Source organism: Streptomyces zhihengii (genome assembly GCF_016919245.1).
Classification (GTDB): domain Bacteria; phylum Actinomycetota; class Actinomycetes; order Streptomycetales; family Streptomycetaceae; genus Streptomyces; species Streptomyces zhihengii.
In genome coordinates this window covers 3,052,885-3,069,061 of the sequence record NZ_JAFEJA010000001.1, presented here as the reverse complement: position 1 = coordinate 3,069,061, position 16,177 = coordinate 3,052,885, and the positions used below count along the sequence as shown (strand labels likewise).

Here is a 16,177-nt window from a genome sequence, read left to right as displayed (position 1 = left end):
GGGTCAGGGTGCGTGACGGTCGCGGGCGCCGAGCCCCTCGTCGTCCGAGTCCGTCCACAGGGTGCTGTCGTACGGGGTGTCCGGGATGGTGACCAGGTCCACGGGGGCCGGGGGCTTCGGCGTGCCGGGCGGGGCCGGCGCGGCGCCCCGCAGGGCGGCCTCCAGTGCCTGCTCCAGTCTCCCGACGCGCCGGGTGAGCTCGTCGACGTGCTGCCGCATCGCCGTCAACTCGTCCTGCTGGGACATGACGTGTCCTCACTTCCGCGGAGTGCGGGTGGCATCGCTCATGCGCCTGAGAGTGTTGCGCGTCACATCCGGTGTTGTGAAGGGGACGTACGGGATTACCGGCGTCCGCGGCCCCGGTGCGTGTGTTTCCGGCCGCTCGGTCCGGCCGGCCGCGGGCTCGCCGCTGGGCCGCCCGGGTGGCCTCGGCGGCGGCCCCCGCCGTGTCTGCGCCCGCGGGGCGGCTCCGTCCACTTCAGTGGAGGAATAGGTGTGATCATCTCCAAATTCGACGAACCAGGACGAAGAGGTACATGCCATGTCCCAGGTCGAGGCCCTCCGAGGGCGGACATGCTCCCGAAGACTCCGCTCCGTGGCCCTGCTCACCAGCGGCGTACTGGCTCTGCCCGCTCTCGCCGCCTGCGGCTCCGGCGACGACGAGAGCAAGGCGAAGCCTCCGGCCCAGGACATCGCGCCCGCCGGCCGTGACGCCACCGCCGACGGCGGCACCGTGCGCTGGGCCGTGGACTCGGTGCCCGCCACGCTCAACGCCTTCCAGGCCGACGCCGACGCCACGACCGCCCGTATCGCGGGCGCCGTGCTGCCGGCGCTCTTCACCGTCGACGAACGCGGCCGCCCCCAGCGCAACCCCGACTACCTGGAATCGGCCGAGGTCGTCGAGCGCGAACCGAAGCAGGTCGTCCTCTACAAGCTCAACCAGCAGGCCGTCTGGAGCGACGGCCGGGAGATCGGGGCCCCCGACTTCCTCTCCCAGTGGCGCGCGCTGAGCGGCAAGGACTCCGCGTTCTGGACGGCGCGCAACGCCGGGTACGAGCGGATCGACCGGATCGAGCGGGGCTCCAGCGACCTGGAGGTCAAGGTCACCTTCACCAAGCCGTACGCGGACTGGCGGTCGCTGTTCACCCCGCTCTACCCCAAGGAGGTGACCGCCACCCCGGCCGCCTTCAACGAGCGGGCCCGCACCGCGCTCGCCGCCACGGCCGGGCCCTTCCGGGTCCAGAGGATCGACGGCAAGGCGAAGGCCACCACCCTGGTGCGCAACCCGCGCTGGTGGGGCCGCCGGGCCAAGCTGGAGAGCCTGGTCCTCACCGCGGTGCCGCGCGAGCAGCGGGTCGCCGCGCTGGCGGCGGGCACGCTGGACGTGGCCGAGATCGACCGGTCCGGAGCCGAGCGCATCGCGTACGCCGCGAAGGACGCCGGCCGCGGCGGCGAGCCCGTCGCGCACGGCCCCGGCGCGGACGTCACCCCCTCGGCGGCCCTCCGCTCCTGGGCGCTGGCCCACGGCTCCGACGAGAGCCTCGCCGACACCGCCCGCGCGGCCCGCGAGCGCACCGCGAAGGCGCAGCGGCTCTACGCCGAGGAGCAGTCGGCGCTGCGCGGCTTCCGGGTCCGCAAGTCGCTGGAGCCCGCGTACACCCAGCTCGCGATGAACGGGGAGAGCGGACCGCTCGCCGACGAGCGGGTCCGCCGGGCCGTCGCCCGCGCGCTCGACCGCGGGGAACTGGCCGACACGGTGCTCGGCCCGCTCGGGCTGCCCGCCGAGCCGCCCGGCAGCCACCTCGCCCTCGCCGGCCAGCCGGTCTACAAGGACGGCAGCGGGGCGCTCGGCAAGCAGAGCACCCAGGAGGCGCAGGGCCTGCTCGCCGACGCGGGCTGGACCCCGGGCGGCGCCCGGCAGAAGCCCGAGCCGGCCGAGGCGGGCGCCGGAGCGGGCGGCCCCTCGGGCAGCGCCTCGCCGTCCGGCACGAAGCAGGGCGCCGAGGAGAGCGGGAAGGACGGCGACCGCGCCTCGGACAAGCCCGGGGCCGCCCCGGACGCCGCGTCCGACGACGGCCTCTACATCGTCGGCGACGACAAGCCCGCCGCCGACGCCCGGCTCCGCGACCGCGCCGCGGCCGCGACCCGTGTCCTCGCCCCCGCCCCCGGGGCGGCCCTCCAGAGCCTCGCGCTGGAGCAGCAGGCCCGGACGGTCGCCGAGGGCCCGGGGTCCGCGGACACCGCGGCGGCCGGCGGACAGCACCGGGGCGACGGGGTGGCCGGCGCCTACGCGCCCCGCGGCACCGCGGCGCCCGCCCCGGCGGGCGGTGCCGTCGGCAAGGACGGCAAGGCCCTGTCGCTGCGGTTCGTGCTCCCCTCGGGGCCGGGCTCGCAGGTGCTGCGCTCGGTCGGCGACAAGATCTCCGCGATGCTGCGGCGGGTCGGGATCCGCACCGAGATCGTCAAGGTCGACGACGAGAACTACTTCAAGGACCACGTCGCGTCCGGTGACTACGACCTGGCCCTGTACTCGTGGCCGGCGAGCGCCTACCCGGCGACCGACGCGCGGCCGATCTACGCCAAGCCGAAGCCGGCGTCCGACGGATCGCTGCTGGTCGAGCAGAACTACACCCGGGTCGGCAGCGACTACATCGATCAGTTGTTCGATCAGGCGGCGGGTGAGCTGGACGAGGACACCGCGCGCGATCTGATGCGCCGTGCCGACGCCAGGATCTGGGCGGCGGCGGGCTCCATCCCGCTGTACCAGCGGCCCGAGCTGGTCGCGGTGCGGGGCTCCCTGGCCAATGTCGGGGCCTTCGGCTTCAAGTCCCCGTCGTACCAGGACATGGGTTACAAGAAGTCCCAGGTCAACGGGGCCGAGAAGCGGTAATCGGCCATCGCTTGCACAAGCTCAGAAGTGGCTCAACTCCCTTGCCCGCCGGCACCGCCGGCGGGCAAGGTCGTGATCACCCAGACCCGAGTCGCGCGGCGCCCCGCACCCCCGCGCCCGCGGCGTGATCCTCGTCCCCTTCGCCGGGCCCCGTCCGCTCCGGACGGCCCCCACGGCGGCGGCCCCGTACCATGGACGGTAGCCGTGGCGCGTCCGCCCGGCGGGCGTAAGAGGAATTGACGCCGCATCCCACGATCCGAGAGAAGCGCAAGCCACCCATGCCCACGCGCCACGACATCCGCAACGTCGCCATCGTCGCCCACGTCGACCACGGCAAGACGACCATCGTCGACGCCATGCTCAAGCAGGCCGGTGCCTTCGCCGCCCACCAGCAGCTCGACGACCGCATGATGGACTCGAACGACCTGGAGCGTGAGAAGGGCATCACGATCCTCGCCAAGAACACGGCGGTGAAGTATCACCCCAAGGACGGCGGGGCCCCGATCACGATCAACATCATCGACACCCCCGGCCACGCCGACTTCGGCGGCGAGGTCGAGCGCGGTCTGTCGATGGTCGACGCCGTCGTCCTCCTGGTGGACGCCTCCGAGGGTCCGCTGCCGCAGACCCGCTTCGTGCTGCGCAAGGCCCTCCAGCAGCGCAAGCCGGTCATCCTCTGCATCAACAAGACGGACCGCCCGGACTCCCGGATCGACGAGGTCGTCAACGAGACCTACGACCTCTTCCTCGACCTGGACGCCGACGAGGACCAGATCGAGTTCCCGATCGTCTACGCCTGCGGCCGCGACGGCATCGCCTCGCTGACCAAGCCGCAGGACGGCACGGTCCCGCAGGACTCCGAGAACCTGGAGCCGTTCTTCTCCACGATCCTGGAGCACGTCCCGGCCCCGGCGTACGAGGAGGACGCGCCGCTCCAGGCCCACGTCACCAACCTCGACGCCGACAACTTCCTCGGCCGCATCGCGCTGCTCCGCGTCGAGCAGGGCGAGCTGCGCAAGGGCCAGACGGTCGCGTGGATCAAGCGGGACGGCACGGTGGCCAACGTCCGCATCACCGAGCTGATGATGACCGAGGCGCTCACCCGCAAGCCGGCCGAGGTCGCCGGCCCCGGTGACATCTGCGCCGTCGCGGGCATCCCCGACATCATGATCGGCGAGACCCTGGCCGACCCGGAGAACCCGGTCGCCCTCCCGCTGATCACGGTGGACCAGCCGGCCATCTCCATGACCATCGGCACCAACACCTCGCCGCTGGTCGGCCGCGGCGGCACCGGCAAGGGCGCCGACGCCAAGAATGCCGTGAAGGACCGCAAGGTCACCGCCCGCCAGGTCAAGGACCGCCTCGACCGCGAGCTCATCGGCAACGTCTCGCTCCGCGTCCTCGACACCGAGCGCCCCGACGCCTGGGAGGTCCAGGGCCGCGGCGAGCTGGCGCTGGCCATCCTGGTCGAGCAGATGCGCCGCGAGGGCTTCGAGCTGACCATCGGCAAGCCGCAGGTCGTCACCAAGGAGGTCGACGGCAAGGTCCACGAGCCCGTCGAGCGCATGACGATCGACGTGCCCGAGGAGCACATGGGCGCCGTCACGCAGCTCATGGGCGTCCGCAAGGGCCGGATGGACAACATGTCCAACCACGGCTCCGGCTGGGTCCGCATGGAGTTCGTCGTCCCGTCCCGCGGCCTCATCGGCTTCCGGACGGAGTTCCTGACGAACACCCGCGGCACGGGCATCGCCCACTCCATCCACGAGGGCCACGAGCCGTGGTTCGGCCCGCTCCAGACGCGCAACAACGGCTCCCTGGTCGCCGACCGCTCCGGCGCCGTCACCGCGTTCGCGATGACCAACCTCCAGGAGCGCGGCGTGCTGTTCACCGACCCCGGCACCGAGGTGTACGAGGGCATGATCGTCGGGGAGAACTCCCGCTCCGACGACATGGACGTGAACATCACCAAGGAGAAGAAGCTCACCAACATGCGCTCCTCCTCCGCCGACTCGTTCGAGGCGATCGTGCCCCCGCGCAAGCTCTCGCTGGAGCAGTCGCTGGAGTTCTGCCGCGACGACGAGTGCGTCGAGGTGACCCCGGAGGCCGTCCGCATCCGCAAGGTCGTCCTCGACCAGCGCGAGCGCGCCCGCTCGGCCTCGCGCGCCAAGCACGGCTGACGCGTCCTCAGCGCCCGCGGACACCCCTGGCGGGGTCCGCGGGGCGCCGGGCGCCCCGAGGGGCGTCCGGCGGGGCCGGCGAAGGCCCGGGAAAACCGCATACACCAGGCCCGGCCCCTCGCTGACAAGGCGAGGGGCCGGGCCTGTTCGTCAAATCGTTTAGCCGACCCGAGTGTCCGCATATCGACCGTCGCTCTCCGGAACATGTGTTAACGGTCCGTTTCGCGGGTGTCTGTCTGTGCTCGCTTTGTCCGGATTTCGGTCTGACAGCCACCTCTGATGTTGTCAAAACGAGACCCTTTAAGTGTGGTTTACGGCCCGGACGTACTTAATAGTTGGCTCCATTGAGCTCGGGTCAATGGGTCATGCGCTGTGGGGAGCGCCGACTCACGAGCACACTCGGGGCATTGACACAGCGCCGTCAGGGGTGTCGGCGCGTCAGCAATGCCCCTCTTGTAGTGACAAAGTGGACTCATGAGGAGGAACCCATGCGTGGTGCCAAGAGCGCCAAGTGGGTCGCGGGTGCGATAGTCGTCGCCATGGCCGCGACTGCCTGTGGTGGCAGCGACAGTGGCTCGGACAAGGACAAGGGCAGCGCCTCGGGCAAGCCCGCGGGCTACGTCTCGATCGACGTCGGCGAGCCGCAGAAGCCGCTGATCCCGGCGGACACGAACGAGACCAACGGCTCGTACGTCATTCAGTCGCTCTTCACCCAGCTGCTGGACTTCGACGCTCAGGGCAACATCGTCTACACGAACGCCGAGTCCGTGGAGACGACCGACTCGAAGACGTGGACCGTCAAGCTCAAGGCGGGCTGGAAGTTCCACAACGGCGAGGCGGTGACCGCGCAGTCCTACGTCGACGCGTGGAACTGGTACGCCAACATCAAGAACAACCAGCAGAACGCGTTCTGGTTCGGCGACATCGCCGGCTACGCCGACGTGCACCCGGAGAAGGGTGACCCGAAGGCCGACAAGATGTCCGGTCTGAAGGTCGTCGACGAGACCACCTTCACGATCGAGCTGGCCGAGAAGGTCCCGTACTTCAACTACAAGCTGGGCTACGCCACCTTCGCCCCGCTGCCCAAGGTCTTCTTCGACGACCCGAAGGCGTTCGGCCAGAAGCCGGTCGGCAACGGTCCGTACAAGTTCGAGAAGTGGACCCACAAGAAGCTGATCCAGGTTGCGGCCAACCCTGACTACCAGGGCCCCAACAAGGCGCAGAACAAGGGCATCCAGTTCAAGAACTACGCGACCCTCGAGGCCGCGTACCAGGACGTCGTCTCCGGCAACCTGGACATCATCCGCCAGGTCGGCCCGACGGACCTGCCGAAGTACAAGCAGGACCTGGGCGACGGCGCCATCGAGCAGCCGTACGCGGCCATCCAGTCGCTGGTCCCGGCGTTCTACTCCAAGACGTTCAAGGACATCGACCCCAAGGTCCTCCAGGGTCTGTCCATGGCGATCGACCGCGACACGATCACCAAGACCGTCCTGAACAACACCCGTACCCCCGCGACGAGCTTCACGCCGCCGCAGGTCAAGGGCAACCAGGACCTGGGTACGGACGTCTTCACGTACAACCCGGAGAAGGCCAAGCAGCTCATCACCGAGGGCGGCGGCGTCCCGGACAACAAGCTGTTCCTCCAGTACAACACCGACGGTGGCCACAAGGAGTGGGTGACCGCCGTCTGCGAGTCCATCCGCAAGGCGACCGGTGTCGACTGCGTCGGCGACGCCAAGCCGGACTTCCCGACCGACCTCGAGGCTCGTGACAACGACCAGGTCAAGTCGATGTACCGCGGTGGCTGGGTGGCCGACTACCCCGTCAACGTGAACTTCATCAAGGAGCTCTACCACACCAACGCCGAGTCCAACAACGGTCGTTTCTCCGACAAGGAGATCGACGGTCTGATGGCCGCGGCGGACAAGGCGAACTCCCTGGACGAGGCCGTGAAGGGCTACCAGGAGGTCGAGAAGAAGCTGCTCGAGAAGATGCCCGCCATCCCGCTGTGGTACTACCGCATCAACGGTGGCCACGGCAAGGCTGTCGACAACGTCAAGGTCGACTTCCACGGCGACCTCGAGCTGCCCGGAGTCACCGTCAAGTAACGCTTGACGGGCCCATCCCCACTCGGCCATCACCCGCCGCCGTCGGTCATCCGGCGGCGGCGGTGGTCCGGGGGCACCGTGCTGTGCGCACGGCGCCCCCCGGACCGGTTAACCCCTCACGGAGGCACCTATGGGGCGCTACGTCGCACGACGACTGCTCCAGATGATCCCGGTGTTCATCGGGTCAACCCTGCTGATCTTCCTCATGATGTACGCGCTCCCCGGCGACCCCGTCAGAGCGCTGGCAGGCGAACAGAACGTCGATCAGACCCAGATCGACTCCCTGAAGGCCGAGTACGGTCTCGACAAGCCCGTCCTGGTGCAGTACCTCATGTACCTCGGCAAGCTGTTCCAGGGCGACTTCGGCATGCAGATCGCCAGCCAGCGTCCCATCGCGGAGGTGATCGCCGAGGCTTACCCGGTCACCATCCAGCTGACGATGTTCGCGTTCGTCTTCACGGTCGTCGCAGGTATCACCCTCGGTGTCCTCGCGGGGCTCAAGCCCGACACCCTCCGGGACCGCGGGCTGCTGCTCCTCACGCTCCTGCTCATCTCCGTTCCCTCGTTCGTCCTGGGCCGTCTGTCCCAGTACTTCTTCGCCTTCCAGCTCGGTGTGGTGGAGCCGAACGTCTCCCTCGAGGAGTCGTGGAACGAACTCCTGCTGCCGGCCTCCGTGCTGGCCGCGCTGTCCCTCGCGTACGTGGCGCGGCTGACCCGCACGTCGGTCGCCGAGAACCTGCGCTCGGACTACATGCGCACCGCGGTCGCCAAGGGGCTTCCCCGGCGCCGCATCGTCGGTGTGCACCTGATGCGCAACTCGATGATCCCCGTCGTCACCTTCCTCGGCACCGACCTCGGCACGCTCATGGCGGGCGCGGTCGTCACCGAGGGCATCTTCAACATCCACGGCGTCGGCAGCCTCGTCTTCGAGGCGCTGAGGCGGCGCGAGGGAGCCACGGTCGTCGGCATCGTGACGCTGATCGTCCTCGTCTACCTCATCTGCAGCCTGCTCGTCGACCTGCTTTACGCGGTCCTGGACCCGAGGATCCGGTATGCCTGAGAAAATCGCAGAGACCGCCGAGACCTCCGAGAGGCTCACGACCGCGGCGGCACCGGACACCGTGCTGATCGCCGAGGCCGGTCCGGCCCCCTCGGGCAAGCCGCGCAGCCTCTGGTCCGACGCCTGGCGCGACCTGCGCCGCAGCCCGCTGTTCATCGTCTCCTCGGTGCTCATCCTGGTGCTGGTCGTCATGGCCGCCTGGCCGGGGCTGTTCACCAGCGCGTCGCCGCGTGACGGCGACCTGGTCAACCACTACCTGCAGAAGCCGCAGTGGGGGCACTTCTTCTCCCCCGACTGGTTCGGCTACGACATCCAGGGCCGGTCGATCTACGCGCGTGTCATCCACGGCGCCCGCGCCTCGATCACCGTCGGCATCAGCGTGACGGTCATCGTCACCCTGCTCGGCGGCGCGCTCGGCATGATGGCCGGCTACTTCGGCGGATGGGTCGACAGCCTGCTGTCCCGTCTCACCGACATCTTCTTCGGCATCCCGTTCCTGCTCGGCGCGATGGTCGTCCTGACCAGCTTCGAGAGGCGCGCCGTGTGGACCGTCATCCTGGCGCTGTCCTTCCTCGGCTGGACCTCGATCGCCCGTGTCGCCCGCGGCGCGGTGATCACCGTCAAGCAGGCCGACTACGTGGTCGCCGCCCGTGCGCTCGGCGCCTCGACGAGCCGGATCATGATCCGGCACATCATGCCCAACGCCCTGGCGCCGGTCATCGTCGTCGCCACCATCGCGCTCGGCGGCTACATCGGCGCGGAGGCCACGCTGTCCTTCCTGGGCATCGGCCTCGCCGAGCCGACCGTGTCGTGGGGCATCGACGTCTCCGACGGCTTCGCCCAGATCCGCAACGCCCCGTACGTGCTGATCATCCCCTCGGTGATGGTGTCGATCACGGTGCTCGCGTTCCTCATGTTCGGCGATGCGGTCCGCAACGCCCTCGACCCGAAGATGCGCTGAGGGAGGCGTACGTGACCATCATCGACAAGACTTCCCCCGTCCCCGCGCCCCGCAGCGCCGGGGACAGCGACGGCCCGCTGCTCGAAGTGCGCGACCTGCACGTCGAGTTCCACACCCGCGACGGTGTGGCCAAGGCCGTCAACGGTGTCAACTACACCGTCTCCGCCGGTGAGACGCTCGCCGTCCTCGGCGAGTCCGGCTCCGGCAAGTCCGTGACGGCGCAGGCCATCATGGGCATCCTCGACATGCCGCCCGGCCGCATCCCCAAGGGCGAGGTGCTCTTCCGCGGCCAGGACCTGCTGACCATGTCGAACGAGGAGCGCCGGAAGATCCGCGGCTCCAAGATCGCCATGATCTTCCAGGACGCGCTGTCCTCGCTCAACCCCGTGCTCTCGGTGGGCTACCAGCTCGGCGAGATGTTCCGGGTGCACCAGGGCCTCTCCAAGAAGGAGGCCAAGGCCAAGGCCATCGAGCTGATGGACCGGGTGAAGATCCCCGCCGCCAAGGCCCGGGTCAACGACTACCCGCACCAGTTCTCCGGCGGTATGCGCCAGCGCATCATGATCGCCATGGCGCTGGCCCTGGAGCCGGACCTGATCATCGCCGACGAGCCGACCACGGCCCTCGACGTGACGGTCCAGGCGCAGGTCATGGACCTGCTCGCCGAGCTCCAGCGCGAGTACCACATGGGCCTGATCCTGATCACCCACGACCTCGGCGTCGTCGCCGACGTCGCGGACAAGATCGCGGTCATGTACGCGGGCCGGATCGTCGAGACCGCCCCCGTGCACGAGCTCTACAAGCGTCCGGCCCACCCGTACACCCGGGGTCTGCTCGACTCGATCCCGCGCCTGGACCAGAAGGGCCAGGAGCTGTACGCGATCAAGGGTCTGCCGCCCAACCTGCTCAAGATCCCCAGTGGCTGCGCCTTCAACCCGCGCTGCCCCAAGGCGGAGGACATCTGCCGCACCGAGGTCCCGCCGCTCGTGCCGGTGACCGAGCAGGACGGTGGCGATCTGCCCGGCCGCGGAAGCGCGTGCCACTTCTGGAAGGAGACGATCCATGGCTGAGCTCAACAAGACGAACGAGGCCGTGGACGCGACGCCGAACGTCACCGACGTCGAGACCGTGTCGGCCGCGACGGAGGAGGCGGCCGTCGCCGCCCTGGACGCGACCGTCGCGCGCGGTGAGCCGATCCTCCAGGTCCGCAACCTGGTCAAGCACTTCCCGCTGACCCAGGGCATCCTCTTCAAGAAGCAGGTCGGCGCGGTCAAGGCCGTCGACGGGATCTCCTTCGACCTGTACCAGGGCGAGACCCTGGGCATCGTCGGCGAGTCCGGCTGCGGCAAGTCGACCGTCGCCAAGCTGCTGATGACGCTGGAGCAGGCGACCGCCGGCGAGGTCTTCTACAAGGGCCAGGACATCACCAAGCTGTCCGGGCGCGCGCTGAAGGCCGTGCGGCGCAACATCCAGATGGTCTTCCAGGACCCGTACACCTCGCTCAACCCGAGGATGACGGTCGGCGACATCATCGGGGAGCCGTACGAGATCCACCCCGAGGTCGCCCCGAAGGGCGACCGCCGCAAGAAGGTGCAGGACCTGCTGGAGGTCGTGGGTCTCAACCCCGAGTACATCCACCGGTACCCGCACCAGTTCTCCGGCGGTCAGCGCCAGCGCATCGGCATCGCCCGCGGTCTCGCGCTCAACCCCGAGATCATCATCTGCGACGAGCCGGTCTCCGCGCTGGACGTGTCCGTCCAGGCGCAGGTCATCAACCTGATGGAGAAGCTCCAGGACGAGTTCAACCTGTCCTACCTCTTCATCGCCCACGACCTGTCGATCGTCCGGCACATCTCCGACCGCGTCGGCGTGATGTACCTCGGGAAGATGGCCGAGATCGGGACGGACATCCAGATCTACGACCACCCGACGCACCCCTATACCCAGGCGCTGCTGTCGGCCGTCCCCGTCCCGGACCCGGCCGCCCGCGAGGGCCGCGAGCGGATCATCCTCACCGGTGACGTCCCGTCGCCGGCCAACCCGCCGTCGGGCTGCCGCTTCCGCACCCGCTGCTGGAAGGCCGAGGACCGCTGCGCCACCGAGATCCCGCTGCTGGCGGTCCCGGAGCGCTTCGCCGGCCAGGACACCCCGGCGGCCCACGAGTCGGCGTGCCACTTCGCCGAGGAGAAGGACGTCGTGCACGCCGGCTGACCCCGGCGCCGTGCATCCGGCCCCCGTCCCGCTGCCGCGGGGCGGGGGCCGTGCCGTGCGCGCGGGCCGGTCCGGCGGAGGGAAAACCGATTGCCCCCGGGGCCCGGGGCCGCCGACAGTGTCGGCATGTCCCTCACCGTCCGTCCGGCGACGCCCGCCGACGCGCCCGCCGTCTGTGCCCTGCTGAACGCCGTCGACCTCGCCGAGATCGGCCGCCACGAGACCGATCTGCACTCCGTCGAGGCCGATCTGGCCCATGCCGACGTCGACCTCGCCCGCGACACCTGGCTGGTGTCCGACGGGACCGTCCTCGTGGGGTACGGGGTGATCTACAGCGACTCGGGCCAGGGGGACATCGGCGTCGACCACTACGTCCTGCCCGGCCGCTCCGACGCGGCCGTGCTGCTGCTGGAGCTGATCGAGGCCCGGGCCGCCGAGAAGGCCTCCGGGAGCGGCGCCGAACGCGCCGTGCTCCACCTCCATCTGAACGCGGCGCCCACCGTGGACACCGCGCTGCTGACCGCCCGGGGCTGGTCCACCGTGCGGCGCCACCAGATCATGACCCGCCCGCTCTCCGCGTCCGCCGACCTCCCGCCGACCCCGCCGGCGGGCCCGGCCCTGACCCTGCGCGACTGCCGCGACGAGGCCGACCGGCGCCTCGCCCACGCGCTGGTCGAGGAGACGTTCGCCGATCACTTCGACCACCACGCCCGCACCTACGAGCAGTGGCTGGACGACGTCGACGGCGCCCGCCTCGACTGGTCGCTGGTGTGGATCGCCTCGCTCGACGGCGAGGGGGACGTCGCCGTGATGCTCAGCCGGGACGACCGGGAGGCCATGGGCTGGATCCGCAACCTCGGCGTCCGCCGTCCGGCCCGCGGCCGGGGCATCGCGGGCCATCTGCTGCGCCACGCCTTCGCCGTCTACGCGGCCCGCGGCCGGGACACCATCGGCCTCGGCGTGGACACCGCCAACGAGTCACGCGCCCTGGCCCTGTACGAGGCGCACGGGATGGCCCTGCACTACGCGATCGACACCTGGGAGGTCACCCGTCCGGCGGCGGCCGCGGCCGCCACCCGGACGCCCTGAAAGTGCGTTAGTTCCGCTATGGGGTGATATTCGGTCCTAAGTCAGGCCTAGGACACGGGAGGAACCCCATGCGCGGAGCCACGCACGCCAAGTGGGCCGCATGCGCGGCAGTCGTCGCCCTCGCGGCGACCGGCTGCGGTGGTGGCGGGGACAGCGGAGGCGGGGGCGGCGAGGACGGCATCGTCAGTTCCTCCTGGACGGACCCGCAGAACCCGCTGGAGCCCGCCAACACCAACGAGGTCCAGGGCGGCAAGGTCCTCGACATGATCTTCCGGGGCCTGAAGCGATACGACCCGAAGACCGGCGCCGCCACCGACATGATGGCCGAGAGCATCGAGACCACCGACTCGATGAACTTCACCATCAAGATCAAGAGCGGCTGGACCTTCAGCAACGGCGAGAAGGTCACCGCGAAGTCCTACGTCGACGCGTGGAACTACGGCGCCAACCTGAAGAACAACCAGAAGAACGCCTACTTCTTCGGCTACATCGACGGCTACGAGGCCGTCCACCCCGAGAGCGGCGAGCCCTCCGCGCAGTCGCTCTCGGGGCTGAAGGTCGTCGACGACCTGACCTTCACGGCGAAGCTCAGCCAGAAGTTCTCCACCTGGCCCGACACCCTCGGGTACGCGGCCTTCGCCCCGCTGCCCCAGTCCTTCTTCGACGACCACGACGCCTGGATCGCCAAGCCCGTCGGCAACGGCCCGTACACGCTGAACTCGTACCAGAAGGGCTCCGAGGCGCAGCTCCGCCGCTGGGACGACTACCCCGGTCCCGACAAGGCCCAGAACGGCGGCATCGACCTCAAGGTCTACACGGACAACAACACCGCCTACACCGACCTGATCGCGGGCAACCTCGACCTCGTCGACGACGTCCCGGCCTCCCAGCTCAAGAACGTCCAGGCGGACCTCGGCGACCGGTACATCAACACCCCCGCCGGCATCATCCAGACCCTCGCCTTCCCGTTCTACGACGACGCGTGGAACACCCCCGACGGCGCCAAGGTGCGCACCGGCCTCTCCCGCGCCATCAACCGGGACCAGATCACCGACACGATCTTCCAGAAGACCCGCACCCCGGCGAAGGACTGGACCTCCCCGGTGCTCGGCGAGGACGGCGGCTTCGACGACACCCTCTGCGGCGACTCCTGCGACTACGACCCGGCCGCGGCCAAGAAGCTGATCCAGGAGGGCGGCGGACTGCCCGGCGGCCAGGTCAAGATCACGTACAACGCCGACACCGGCTCCCACAAGGACTGGGTCGACGCGGTGTGCAACTCCATCAACAACGCCCTCGGCAACGAGAAGGCATGCGTGGGCAACCCCGTCGGCACCTTCGCCGACTTCCGCAACCAGATCGGCGAGCAGAAGATGCCCGGGCCGTTCCGGGCCGGCTGGCAGATGGACTACCCGCTGATCCAGAACTTCCTCCAGCCGCTCTACTACACCAACGCCTCGTCCAACGACGGCAAGTGGAGCAACAAGAAGTTCGACGACCTGGTGGACCAGGCCAACGCCGAGAGCGACACCGCGAAGGCGGTCGACCTCTTCAAGCAGGCCGAGGAGGTCGTCCGCGACGAGATGGCCGCGATCCCGCTCTGGTACCAGAACGGCAGCGCCGGCTACTCGGAGCGGATCTCCAACGTGACCCTGAACCCGTTCAGCGTCCCGGTCTACAACGAGATCAAGGTCAACTGACGGCGGAAGCCACCGGCCCGGCGACGCACCGCGAGCGCCGGGCCGTCCCCCTTCCCGCGACGACCCCCGGAGCGTGTCATGGGACGTTACGTGATCCGGCGTCTGCTGCAGATGATCCCGGTCTTCTTCGGCACCACGCTGCTGATCTTCCTGATGGTCAACATCATGGGAGACCCCGTCGCCGGCCTCTGCGGCGACCGGCAGTGCGATCCCGCGACCGCCGCGCAGCTCCGCAAGGAGTTCGGCCTCGACAAGCCCGTCTGGCAGCAATACCTGACCTACATGGGCAACGTCTTCACCGGCGACTTCGGCACCGCGTTCAACGGCCAGCCGGTCACCGAACTGATGGCGGAGGCCTTCCCCGTCACCATCCGGCTGACGATCGTCGCCATCTTCTTCGAGATCGTCATCGGCATCACCCTCGGCGTCGTCACCGGCCTGCGCCGCGGGCGCCCCGTGGACACCGGGGTCCTGCTGCTGACGCTGGTCGTCATCGCCGTGCCGACCTTCGTCACCGGTCTCATCGTGCAGCTGGTGCTCGGCATCAAGTGGGGCGTGATCGACCCCTCGGTGTCCTCCGACGCCCGGCTCGACGAACTGATCGTGCCCGGTCTGGTGCTCGCCTCGGTCTCCCTCGCCTACGTCACCCGCCTCACCCGGACGTCGATCGCCGAGAACTCCCGCTCCGACTACGTCCGCACCGCCAAGGCCAAGGGGCTGCCGCGCGGGCGGGTCATCCGGCGCCATCTGCTGCGCAACTCGCTGATCCCCGTCGTCACCTTCATCGGCACCGACATCGGCGCCCTCATGGGCGGCGCCATCGTCACCGAGCGCATCTTCAACATCCACGGCGTCGGCTACCAGCTCTACCAGGGCATCCTGCGGCAGAACACCCAGACCGTCGTCGGCTTCGTGACCGTGCTCGTCATCGTCTTCCTGCTGGCGAACCTGCTCGTCGACCTCCTGTACGCCGTTCTCGACCCGAGGATCCGGTATGCCTGAGCAGCAGCCCTTCGACGACAACGCCATCGCCTCCACCGGCGCGGGCGGCGGGACCGACCTCGCCATGAGCGAGGGCGAGACCCTGGAGAAGACCCCGGGCGGACCGCTGGGCACCGGACCGGCCGGCAAGCCCCGCAGCCTGTGGTCCGACGCCTGGCGCGACCTGCGGCGCAACCCGGTGTTCATCGTCTCCGCGCTGGTGATCCTCTTCCTGGTGGTCATCTCGATCTGGCCGTCGCTGATCGCCTCCGGCAGCCCGCTCGCCTGCGACCTGGCCAAGGCCCAGCAGGGCTCCCAGCCCGGGGCCCCGTTCGGCTACAACGGCCAGGGCTGCAACGTCTACACCCGCACCGTCTACGGCGCCCGGACCTCGGTCACCGTCGGCGTCTGCGCCACGCTCGGGGTCGCGATCCTCGGCTCGCTGTTCGGCTCCCTCGCCGGATTCTTCGGCGGCGGCTGGGACGCGGTCCTCTCCCGGCTCACCGACATCTTCTTCGGCATCCCCGTGGTCCTCGGCGGCCTGGTGCTGCTGTCGGTCGTGACCTCGACCACCGTGTGGCCCGTCGTCGGCTTCATGGTGCTGCTCGGCTGGCCGCAGATCTCCCGCATCGCCCGCGGCTCGGTCATCACCGCCAAACAGAACGACTACGTCCAGGCCGCGCGGGCGCTCGGCGCCTCCAACACCCGGATGCTGCTGCGCCACATCGCGCCCAACGCGATCGCGCCGGTGATCGTCGTGGCCACGATCGCCCTGGGCACCTACATCTCCCTGGAGGCGACCCTGTCGTACCTCGGCGCCGGTCTGAAGCCGCCGACGGTCTCCTGGGGCATCGACATCTCCTCCGCGTCGCCGTACATCCGCAACGCCCCGCACATGATGCTCTGGCCCGCCGGCGCGCTGGCGGTCACCGTCCTCGCGTTCATCATGCTCGGCGACGCGGTGCGCGACGCCCTCGACCCGAAGCTGCGATAG

The 16,177-nt window shown here is 69.5% G+C and carries 12 protein-coding genes; 11 read left to right on the top strand and 1 reads right to left on the bottom strand.

The window, feature by feature from the left end; translation table 11 throughout:
• Positions 1–3: 3 nt before the first annotated feature.
• Positions 4–246, bottom strand: coding sequence for an Rv0250c family protein (locus tag JE024_RS12580; RefSeq protein ID WP_205373670.1), 243 nt, complete (start codon positions 244–246; stop codon positions 4–6).
• A 295-nt stretch (positions 247–541) separates the two neighbouring features.
• Between JE024_RS12580 and JE024_RS12575 the strand changes: the two genes are divergently transcribed.
• The 11 genes from JE024_RS12575 to JE024_RS12525 all read left to right on the top strand — a co-directional run bounded on the left by JE024_RS12575 (position 542) and on the right by JE024_RS12525 (position 16,177).
• Positions 542–2,890 carry an ABC transporter family substrate-binding protein gene (locus JE024_RS12575; protein WP_205373669.1) on the top strand — a complete coding sequence of 783 codons (2,349 nt, stop codon included), beginning with the start codon at positions 542–544 and terminating at the stop codon, positions 2,888–2,890.
• Between the two features lie 278 nt (positions 2,891–3,168).
• Positions 3,169–5,070: a translational GTPase TypA gene (gene typA / locus JE024_RS12570; protein WP_205373668.1), complete on the top strand. Its 1,902-nt coding sequence runs from the start codon at positions 3,169–3,171 to the stop codon at positions 5,068–5,070.
• A 488-nt stretch (positions 5,071–5,558) separates the two neighbouring features.
• Positions 5,559–7,181, top strand: a complete 1,623-nt coding sequence (locus tag JE024_RS12565; RefSeq protein WP_205373667.1) for a peptide ABC transporter substrate-binding protein — start codon at positions 5,559–5,561, stop codon at positions 7,179–7,181.
• Between the two features lie 130 nt (positions 7,182–7,311).
• Positions 7,312–8,241 carry an ABC transporter permease gene (locus JE024_RS12560; protein ID WP_205373666.1) on the top strand — a complete coding sequence of 310 codons (930 nt, stop codon included), beginning with the start codon at positions 7,312–7,314 and terminating at the stop codon, positions 8,239–8,241.
• A complete protein-coding gene (locus JE024_RS12555; protein ID WP_205373665.1) occupies positions 8,234–9,202 on the top strand; it encodes an ABC transporter permease in 969 nt (322 codons plus the stop codon). Before JE024_RS12560 ends, JE024_RS12555 begins: the two co-directional genes overlap by 8 nt.
• 11 nt (positions 9,203–9,213) lie before the next feature.
• Positions 9,214–10,272: an ABC transporter ATP-binding protein gene (locus tag JE024_RS12550; RefSeq protein ID WP_205373664.1), complete on the top strand. Its 1,059-nt coding sequence runs from the start codon at positions 9,214–9,216 to the stop codon at positions 10,270–10,272.
• Complete coding sequence (locus JE024_RS12545) at positions 10,265–11,413, top strand: ABC transporter ATP-binding protein (protein ID WP_205373663.1); 1,149 nt, start codon at positions 10,265–10,267, stop codon at positions 11,411–11,413. The genes JE024_RS12550 and JE024_RS12545 overlap by 8 nt, the downstream gene beginning before the upstream one ends.
• A gap of 126 nt (positions 11,414–11,539) precedes the next feature.
• Positions 11,540–12,502 carry a GNAT family N-acetyltransferase gene (locus tag JE024_RS12540; protein WP_205373662.1) on the top strand — a complete coding sequence of 321 codons (963 nt, stop codon included), beginning with the start codon at positions 11,540–11,542 and terminating at the stop codon, positions 12,500–12,502.
• A gap of 68 nt (positions 12,503–12,570) precedes the next feature.
• Positions 12,571–14,202 carry a peptide ABC transporter substrate-binding protein gene (locus JE024_RS12535; protein ID WP_205373661.1) on the top strand — a complete coding sequence of 544 codons (1,632 nt, stop codon included), beginning with the start codon at positions 12,571–12,573 and terminating at the stop codon, positions 14,200–14,202.
• A 78-nt stretch (positions 14,203–14,280) separates the two neighbouring features.
• On the top strand, positions 14,281–15,204 hold the full coding sequence (locus JE024_RS12530; protein ID WP_205373660.1) for an ABC transporter permease: 924 nt from the start codon (positions 14,281–14,283) through the stop codon (positions 15,202–15,204).
• Complete coding sequence (locus JE024_RS12525) at positions 15,197–16,177, top strand: ABC transporter permease (protein WP_205373659.1); 981 nt, start codon at positions 15,197–15,199, stop codon at positions 16,175–16,177. Before JE024_RS12530 ends, JE024_RS12525 begins: the two co-directional genes overlap by 8 nt.